Source organism: Cellulomonas sp. WB94 (assembly GCF_003115775.1).
In the GTDB taxonomy this organism is placed as follows: domain Bacteria; phylum Actinomycetota; class Actinomycetes; order Actinomycetales; family Cellulomonadaceae; genus Cellulomonas_A.
This window is the reverse complement of sequence record NZ_QEES01000004.1, coordinates 155,741-162,011: the sequence shown is the minus strand read 5'-3', so window position 1 is coordinate 162,011 and position 6,271 is coordinate 155,741. Positions and strand designations below refer to the sequence as shown.

The following is a 6,271-nucleotide window of genomic DNA, read 5'->3' as shown; positions in this document are numbered from 1 at the left end:
GCAGGGCCGTGACAGCCGCGTCGTCCTCGTCGACGTCGGCGGGACCGAGGCGGTGCTCCCGGCGCACGAGCAGGTGCCCACGGAGCGCTACGTGCACGGGGAGCGGCTGCGCGCCCTCGTGCTCGAGGTCGCCCGCGGCATGAAGGGCCCGCAGGTCACGCTGTCCCGGACCCACCCCAACCTCGTGCGCCGACTGTTCGCGCTCGAGGTCCCCGAGGTCGCGGACGGAACCGTCGAGATCATGTCGATCGCCCGCGAGGCGGGGCACCGCACCAAGCTCTCGGTCCGGGCGAACGTGCCGGGGCTCAACGCGAAGGGTGCATGCATCGGACCCATGGGCGCGCGCGTGCGGGCCGTCATGGCGGAGCTGCACGGCGAGAAGATCGACATCGTCGACTACTCCGACGACCCCGCCGAGATGGTGGCGCACGCGCTGTCGCCGGCGCGCGTCCTGTCGGTCACGATCGTGGATCCGGTGGCGCGTGCCGCCCGCGTCGTCGTCCCGGACTACCAGCTGTCCCTCGCGATCGGCAAGGAGGGGCAGAACGCCCGCCTGGCGGCCAAGCTCACGGGCTGGCGGATCGACATCCGGTCCGACATGGCCGAGGACGTCGCCGAGCCGTCGGCCGACCGTCCGAGCGGGCGGAGCGGTCAGGGGGCCGCGCCCGGTCACAGCCGGTGACGCGGCGCGCTAGACTTGGCGAGGCTGGGTCGGACACCCGGCTCTCCTCGCCGAGCAGGCGGACCCCCGATGACCTCGCTGTCGTCGTCATGGGCCCGGTGCGCACGTGCGTGGGGTGCCGGTCGACCGATCGAAGGTCGGCACTGCTGAGGATCGTCGTCAGTACGGACGGTGCGGGTCTCCCCGTGCTGGTCGTGGACGAAGGTCGCTGCATGCCGGGCAGGGGTGCGTGGCTGCACCCCGAACCTCGCTGTCTCGAGCTTGCCGAACGCCGCCGTGCTTTCCCGCGGGCCTTGCGTCATGCAGGGCCGTTGGATCTCGCAGCGGTCGAGGCACACCTCGGAGCACCGTGAGGAGCACCACCGTTGCCGGGTCCGTACCCGGCAGCGTCGAACCGTCGACATGGGAAGCGGGTTTGACAAGCCGATGGCTGCCCGATGAGCACGCACCGATGAGTACCCAGCGATGAGTACCCAGAACTAACGACGGTCCGACCCTCTCCTGGGCGGACCGAGACAGGAGAGATGTGGCCAAGGTCCGCGTCTACGAGCTCGCAAAAGAGCTCGGCATTGAAAGCAAGACCATGATGACCAAGCTCGGCGAGCTCGGAGAGTTCGTCCGTTCGGCGTCCTCGACCATCGAGCCGCCCGTCGTGCGCAAGCTGCGCGACCTCTACCCGGCAGGCGCCGCTCCGGCGCCCGCACCCGCGCCCCGGCCCGCCCCGAAGGCTGCCGCGGCACCCGCCCCGGCGGCTCCGGCGCCTGTGGCACCCGCGCCCGTGGCACCCGCTCCGGTGGTCTCGACCCCTGCGGTCGCTGCTGCCGCGAGCGCCCCCAGCGCCCCGGCCCCCGCGGCACCGGCTCCCACGCCGACCGTCGCCACGCCGGGCGCAGCTGCACCCGCAGCCGGCTCGGCACCAGTGGCCGCACCGGCCGCCGACGCCGGCCGTCCCGGTCCGCGACCCGCGCCTGCTCCGGCGCCTGCCCGCACCAGCGGCTCGCGTCCGGGCAACAACCCCTTCGCGCCGTCGCAGGGCATGGGACGCGAACGCCCGGCTGGACCCGGCGGGTCCGCGGGCCCGCGCTCCGGTGGTCCGCGTCCGGGCAACAACCCGTTCGCCCCGTCTCAGGGCATGCCCCGACCCGGCGAGCGCCGGACCGAGGCGCCGGCTGCGAGCGGCGCGCCTGCAGGAGCGACGGAGCGCCCCGGCGGTCCTCGCCCCGGCGGTCCTCGTCCCAACCCCGGCATGATGCCTGGGCGCAACGCGAGCGGCGTCAGCCGTCCGGGTGAGCGTCCGGGTCCTGCTCGTGCCGGTGGCGGCGCGCGTCCCGGTGGTGGCGGCGGCGGTTACGCCGGTCGTCCCGGCGGTGCCGGCGGCCCTGGTGGTGCTGGCGGTCCCGGTGGCGCGCCCGGCGGCGGCGGTGGTTTCGCCGGTCGTCCCGGTGGCGGCGGTGGCCGTCCGGGTGGTGCGGGTCGCGGTTCGACCCAGGGTGCGTTCGGTCGCGCCGGAGGCCGCCCTGTCCGGGGACGCAAGTCCAAGCGGGCGAAGCGCCAGGAGTTCGAGCAGATGCAGGCCCCCTCGCTGGGTGGCGTGCAGGTCCCTCGCGGCAACGGCAAGACCGTCGTGCGCCTGCGTCGCGGCTCGTCGCTCAACGACTTCGCGGACAAGATCGACGCGAACCCGGCGAGCCTCGTCACGGTGCTGTTCCACCTCGGTGAGATGGCGACCGCGACGCAGTCGCTCGACGAGGACACGTTCGGCACGCTCGCGCAGGAGCTCGGCTACGTCATCGAGATGGTCTCGGCCGAGGAGGAGGACCGCGAGCTGCTCGGGTCCTTCGACATCGACCTGGACGCGGAGCTCGCGGACGAGGAGGACGAGCAGCTGCTCGCCCGCCCGCCCGTGGTCACCGTCATGGGTCACGTCGACCACGGCAAGACCAAGCTCCTCGACGCCATCCGCCAGACGGACGTCGTCGCAGGCGAGGCCGGCGGGATCACCCAGCACATCGGGGCCTACCAGGTCCGGACCGTCCATGAGGGCGTCGACCGTGCGGTGACGTTCATCGACACCCCGGGTCACGAGGCCTTCACGGCGATGCGTGCGCGTGGCGCGCAGGTCACCGACATCGCGATCCTCGTGGTCGCGGCCGACGACGGCGTGATGCCTCAGACGATCGAGGCGCTCAACCACGCCCAGGCCGCCGGTGTCCCGATCGTGGTCGCGGTGAACAAGGTGGACAAGGAGGGGGCGAACTCCGCCAAGATCCGCCAGCAGCTCACCGAGTACAACCTGGTGGCCGAGGAGTACGGCGGCGACACGATGTTCGTCGACGTGTCGGCGAAGCTCAACCAGGGGATCGACCAGCTGCTCGAGGCCGTGCTGCTCACCGCAGACGCTGCTCTGGACCTGCGGGCCAACCCGAACAAGGACGCTCGCGGCGTCGCCATCGAGGCCAACCTCGACAAGGGTCGCGGCCCCATGGCGACCGTGCTCGTGCAGTCCGGCACGCTCCACGTCGGTGACGCGATCGTCGCGGGCACCGCCCACGGACGGGTCCGGGCGATGTTCGACGAGCACGGCAACACGCTCGACGAGGCCGGTCCGGCTCGTCCGGTGGTCGTCCTCGGTCTGGCCTCGGTCCCGCGGGCCGGCGACACCTTCCTGGTGGCGCCGGACGAGCGGACCGCGCGGCAGATCGCCGAGAAGCGCGAGTCGGCCGAGCGTGCCGCACTCCTGGCGAAGCGTCGCAAGCGCATCAGCCTCGAGGACTTCACGCAGGCGCTCCAGATGGGCAAGGTCGAGACGCTCAACCTCGTCCTCAAGGGCGACGTGTCGGGTGCCGTCGAGGCGCTCGAGGACGCGCTGCTCAAGATCGACGTCGGCGAAGAGGTCGAGCTGCGGGTCATCCACCGCGGTGTGGGTGCCATCACGCAGAACGATGTCAACCTCGCCACGGTCGACAACGCGATCATCATCGGCTTCAACGTGAAGTTCGGTGAGCGCGTCGAGGACCTCGCCGATCGCGAGGGCGTGGACGTCCGGTTCTACTCGGTCATCTACCAGGCGATCGACGACGTCGAGGCGGCCCTCAAGGGCATGCTCAAGCCGGAGTACGAGGAGGCCCAGCTCGGCACCGCGGAGGTGCGCGAGGTGTTCCGCTCGTCGAAGTTCGGCAACATCGCCGGGTCGATCGTCCGGTCCGGGGAGATCCGCCGCAACACCAAGGCGCGCGTCAAGCGCAACGGTGCCGTGGTCGGGGACAACCTCACCATCGAGTCGCTCAAGCGGTTCAAGGACGACGCGACCGAGGTCCGCGAAGGGTTCGAGTGCGGTATCGGGCTCGGGTCGTTCAACGACGTCGAGATCGGTGACGTCATCGAGACGTGGGAGCTGCGCGAGAAGCCTCGCAAGTGACGACGTGACGAGGGGTGGCCCGCGCCGTTCGGCGCGGGCCACTGCCCGTCGTGCGACCGTCAGTGTCGAGAGCCCCGCAGGCGTCGACGTCGATCACCCGTCCCGCAGGCCGGGACGGACCTTCCAGAAGGCCGGAGAACATGGCAGACCAGGGTCGTGCGAGGAAGCTCGCCGAGCGGATCCAACAGATCGTCGCGCAGATGCTCGACACGCGGATCAAGGACCCGAGGCTCGGGTTCGTCACCGTCACCGATGTCCGGGTGACCGGGGACCTGCAGCACGCGGACGTCTTCTACACCGTCTACGGCGACGACGAGGCGCGGGCTGGTTCCGCGGCCGCGCTCGAGAGCGCCAAGGGCCTCATCCGTTCCGAGGTCGGCAAGCAGACCGGCATGCGGCTCACTCCGTCGCTGGACTTCCACCTCGACGCGGTCCCGGAGACCGCCGCCCACCTGACCGCGGCGCTCTCGGAGGCCGCCCGTCGCGACGCGGAGGTCGCGGCACTCGCGGCGACAGCCCAGTTCGCCGGTGACGCCGACCCGTACCGCAAGCCGGCGGAGGAGTCGGACGAGGACGACGACGACCGCGCCGGTGCCTGACCGCGTCCGGCGGCCCACCGCGCCGGACGGGCTCGTCGTCGTCGACAAGCCCGCGGGCTGCACGAGCCATGACGTCGTCGCGCGGATGCGTCGCCTCGCCGGGACCCGCAAGGTCGGGCATGCCGGCACGCTCGACCCGATGGCGACCGGCGTGCTCGTGCTCGGCATCGGACGGGCGACGCGGCTGCTGACCTACGTCGTCGGCGCCGACAAGGAGTACCTCGCGACGATCCGCCTCGGCGCGTCCACGACGACCGACGACGCCGAGGGCGAGCTGCTCACGTCGGGCGACGCCTCGGGAGTGACCCGCGGCGACATCGATCGCGAGATCGCGCTCCTGACGGGCCCGATCCTGCAGGTCCCGAGCTCGGTGAGCGCGATCAAGGTCGACGGGCAGCGGGCCTACGCGCGCGTGCGCGCCGGCGAGGACGTCGAGCTCGCCGCCCGGTGGGTCACCGTCAGCGAGTTCGCTGTCGGCGACGTGCGGCCGGTCGGCGCTGCTGCGGGGGGAGTGCCAGGGCTGGACGTCGACGTGCGCGTCGTGTGCTCGTCGGGCACCTACATCAGGGCGCTCGCGCGCGACCTCGGGGCGAGCCTGGGCGTCGGCGGGCACCTCACGGCGCTGCGCCGGACGCGGGTCGGTGGCTACCCGCTGGCGATGGCGCGCACCCTCGACGAGCTCGAGGCGTGGCCGCAGGACGTCCCCCTCGACGTCCTCCCGCTGGCCGACGCCGCGCGCGCGACCTTCCCGGTCCGTGAGCTGACCGCGAACGAGGCCGCCGCGCTGTCCTACGGGAAGCGGATCGAGGCCGGTCCGCCGACCCCGAGCGAGCCGGTCGCAGCGCTGTCGCCCGCGGGGGAGCTCGTGGCGCTGCTCGAGACGAGCGGCGAGCACGCCCGGCCGGTGCTGGTCTTCGCCCCTGCCTGAGCGCTCGGCCCTGAGCCGGCGGGACGGCCCTCAGGTGGGGGCGAGCAGGTACCGAAGGACCCCGGTGAGCGACAGCCCGTCGCGCAGCTCCCCGGCAAGGACGAGGTCGCGCACCTCCTCCAAGGGGACCCACGCGATGCGTTCGGACTCGCTCGGGTCCGACGGCGGCCCGACGTGGGTCGCGCCGTCGGCGACGAACACGTGGAACGTCTGGTCCGACGTGCCGTTCGCCGGGTGGTACGTCTGGAGCGGGCGGACCGGACCCGGACGCCAGCCGGTCTCCTCGAGCACCTCCCGGGCCGCCGCCTGCGCCGGTGTCTCGCCCGGGTCGACACGTCCCGCCGGGATCTCCCAGCCCCACGTGTCGGTGATGAACCGGTGCCGCCACAGCAGCAGGAGGCCGCGGCCGGGGTCGTGGACGACGGTGCTGGCCGCATGCATCGGCATCCGCACGACGTGGTGGTCGATGCGGCCGTGCCCGGGCACGTCGACGTCGACGAGCGCGAGCCGCACCCACGGGCTGTCGTAGATGGTCCGTTCACCGAAGGTCTGCCACCGCATGCCCCGACCCTACGGCCCGCGTTCGGGAGCGTGCGCCGAGCGTGGCAGTCTTGTCCCGGCTGATCCTGCCGCGCGCAGGCACG

At 72.5% G+C, this 6,271-nt stretch carries 6 protein-coding genes; 5 read left to right on the top strand and 1 reads right to left on the bottom strand.

Translation table 11 applies throughout. From position 1 onward, the window contains the following. The 5 genes from nusA to truB form a co-directional block, all read left to right on the top strand. Positions 1 to 682, top strand: a 682-nt coding sequence (nusA, locus tag DDP54_RS15370) for a transcription termination factor NusA (RefSeq protein WP_146192446.1), incomplete at its 5' end; no start/stop codon positions are given. A gap of 89 nt (positions 683 to 771) precedes the next feature. Then, positions 772 to 1,035 carry a YlxR family protein gene (locus DDP54_RS15365; RefSeq protein WP_109132889.1) on the top strand — a complete coding sequence of 88 codons (264 nt, stop codon included), beginning with the start codon at positions 772 to 774 and terminating at the stop codon, positions 1,033 to 1,035. A gap of 173 nt (positions 1,036 to 1,208) precedes the next feature. After that, a complete protein-coding gene (gene infB / locus DDP54_RS15360; protein WP_109132867.1) occupies positions 1,209 to 4,100 on the top strand; it encodes a translation initiation factor IF-2 in 2,892 nt (963 codons plus the stop codon). A gap of 140 nt (positions 4,101 to 4,240) precedes the next feature. Then, positions 4,241 to 4,699 carry a 30S ribosome-binding factor RbfA gene (gene rbfA, locus DDP54_RS15355; RefSeq protein ID WP_109132866.1) on the top strand — a complete coding sequence of 153 codons (459 nt, stop codon included), beginning with the start codon at positions 4,241 to 4,243 and terminating at the stop codon, positions 4,697 to 4,699. Then, positions 4,692 to 5,627, top strand: a complete 936-nt coding sequence (truB, locus tag DDP54_RS15350) for a tRNA pseudouridine(55) synthase TruB (protein ID WP_109132865.1) — start codon at positions 4,692 to 4,694, stop codon at positions 5,625 to 5,627. Before rbfA ends, truB begins: the two co-directional genes overlap by 8 nt. 30 nt (positions 5,628 to 5,657) lie before the next feature. Here truB and DDP54_RS15345 read toward each other — a convergent pair whose 3' ends face one another. Next, positions 5,658 to 6,188 (bottom strand): NUDIX hydrolase, encoded by a 531-nt coding sequence (locus DDP54_RS15345; protein WP_109132864.1) that lies wholly within the window; start codon positions 6,186 to 6,188, stop codon positions 5,658 to 5,660. Positions 6,189 to 6,271: the final 83 nt, after the last annotated feature.